Source organism: Microcoleus sp. Pol12B5, assembly GCF_036701335.1.
Classification (GTDB): Bacteria; Cyanobacteriota; Cyanobacteriia; order Cyanobacteriales; family Microcoleaceae; genus Microcoleus.
This window is the reverse complement of sequence record NZ_JAUBQQ010000002.1, coordinates 152,597-154,965: the sequence shown is the minus strand read 5'-3', so window position 1 is coordinate 154,965 and position 2,369 is coordinate 152,597. Positions and strand designations below refer to the sequence as shown.

The following is a 2,369-nucleotide window of genomic DNA, read 5'->3' as shown; positions in this document are numbered from 1 at the left end:
GGGCGCTCGAACTTGATGCCAATTATCAGTGGGGTTGGTTTAGTCGAGGCTGGGTACTGGATAATCTCGGCCGCTATAAAGAAGCTTTAATATCTTGTGATAAGGCGATCGAACTGGGTAAGGAAGGTGCACCTGTCTTCTTCAACCGCGCCATTGCCATTCTCGGATTAAATCGTTGGGATGAAGGCATTACCGCCTTAGACGACGCATTTCAACGCCTCGAACCTCGAAAAGAAGCTGCTTCAGAAGATGCCGAGTTAATTATCAGAAAATTATTCGCAAACACGCACGATCTAGCCATAACTCAAACTCGCATCACCAGCCTAATCACAGTTTACGAAAAACACAAGTATCTCTCAATCTTAGGACAAGGAATTGTGCGAAATATCCCCGCACTAATCTCAGAAATGGTCAGCGACACAACCGCCCGCACTTGGTTAGAATTGTGGCAAAAACTAACTCGCAAGTACGATGAATTAAAAATTCCCATCCGCCTGCTGAATGCGGCTGTCCGCTATAAGGAAACCAAGGGCGACAGACGAGTTTTGCTAGAACTTCCCATAGAAGAACGCAATTTATTAGAACCATTGGTGTCAACAAAACCAGAATAAGTAAAACAGGACTTACGCACTCCGACAAAGAAACCGGGTTTTTTACCTAATCTGCCGATTGCAACGAAGTCTTTTCGTGAAAAACCCGGTTTCGGGGCCCCCTGCGTAAGTCCTATAAAATAGATATAAAATAGAAATTGATGCTACTAGCAATGGAGTCATCCCCATGACAACAACAATTTCCACTCAAACTTTGCCAGAAATCATCTACCCAGACAGCGACGGAAAACCCATGTCTGACAATACCAAACAGTTCCAATTAATCGTAAAAATTCAAGGCGGAATAGATGCCTTATTCAAAGACAACGAAAATGTCTTTGTAGCAGGTGATTTGCTGTGGTATCCCGTCGAAGGAGATAACAAAACTCGCCAAGCACCTGATAATATGGTAGTCTTTGGCAGACCCAAAGGTGACAGAGGTTCCTACCAACAGTGGCTTGAAAATAATATTGCGCCGCAAGTTGTCTTTGAAATCATTTCCCCTGGCAACCGCATGGGAACAATATTTAAGCTTTTTAAGTTTTACGATAATTATGGGGTTGAAGAATGTTATTTCTACGATTTAAAGGATAATGAGTTAATGGGTTGGGTGCGAAGTGACGGAGAACTCAACTATATTGAATCAATGGAGGGTTGGGTAAGTCCGCGTTTGCAGACACGTTGTGAAACTGCATCGGGAGACTTGGAAATTTATCGTCCTGACGGACTGAAGTTTTTGTCTTATGTGGAGTTGTCAAGACAAATGGAACAAGCGCAGCAACAAATGGAACAAGAACGACAACAAATGGAACAAGAACGGCAAGATAAAGAGTTAGCACAGCAAAAAGCCGATCGCCTATCAGAAAAACTCCGAGAAATGGGCATAAATCCAGAGGACATTTGAGATTATAATAGTCCTCGAATCACGGGCGATCGGAAAATGGGTTTTTCACCAAATCTGCGGGCTGTAACCCGTCTTATAGTACAAAACCCGGTTTCTAGACCCCCATATCTTAACCATGCAAAATCCCCGCCAAATAGCTTTTCTCGCACTCCGCGAAGTCCACCGCCGCGGTGCATTCGCAGATGCCGCACTCGATCGCGCTTTCAGCAATTCTCAACTCAACGACCTCGATCGGCGTTTAGTGACAGAATTAGTTTACGGTAGCGTCAGGAGAATGCGATCGATCGACTTCATCATCGACAAACTAGCAACAAAGAAATCCTCCCAACAACCGCCCGAACTCCGCACCATCTTACATTTAGGCTTATATCAACTCGAATATCTCAACCAGATTCCCCCCTCCGCCGCCGTCAACACCACCGTTCAACTAGCAAAAGAAAACGGATTTTCAGGACTCAGCAGTTTTGTCAACGGTTTGTTGCGCCAATACATCCGTTTAACAGATAACGACTTAAACCCATTAACAGTTACTAATTATAAATCAACGGTTGAACGCCTAGGAATTCTGCACAGCTTCCCCGAATGGCTGGTAAATTTGTGGATCGAACAAATAGGCGAAACCGAAACCGAACAACTCTGTGAATGGTTCAATCAATCCCCCACGATTGACCTGAGAATCAATCCCTTAAAAAGCTCGATCGCCCAAATTGAAGCTGCGTTAAAATCCCAAAATATTAGCGTTAGCAGAATCCCTAACTTGCCACAAGCATTAAGACTAAATGGCAGCATCGGCGCAATTCAAAACCTCCCCGGATACAGCGAAGGTTGGTGGACAATCCAAGACAGCAGCGCTCAATTAGTCACCCATTTACTAG

General features: G+C 44.4%; 3 protein-coding genes. All 3 read left to right on the top strand.

Annotated elements, in window-relative coordinates; translation table 11 throughout:
* A partial coding sequence (locus QUA24_RS01950; protein WP_445242579.1) for a tetratricopeptide repeat protein occupies positions 1–611 on the top strand: 611 nt, incomplete at its 5' end.
* Positions 612–777: 166 nt separating this feature from the next.
* Positions 778–1,494, top strand: coding sequence for a Uma2 family endonuclease (locus tag QUA24_RS01945; RefSeq protein WP_333226772.1), 717 nt, complete (start codon positions 778–780; stop codon positions 1,492–1,494).
* A 115-nt stretch (positions 1,495–1,609) separates the two neighbouring features.
* Positions 1,610–2,369 (top strand): transcription antitermination factor NusB (locus tag QUA24_RS01940; protein ID WP_333226769.1); only part of this gene is annotated, 760 nt, incomplete at its 3' end.

Excerpts from the sequence above, each read along its gene's own strand:
- QUA24_RS01945 (WP_333226772.1), top strand. The coding sequence starts at position 778 with ATGACAACAACAATTTCCACTCAAACTTTGCCAGAAATCATCTACCCA.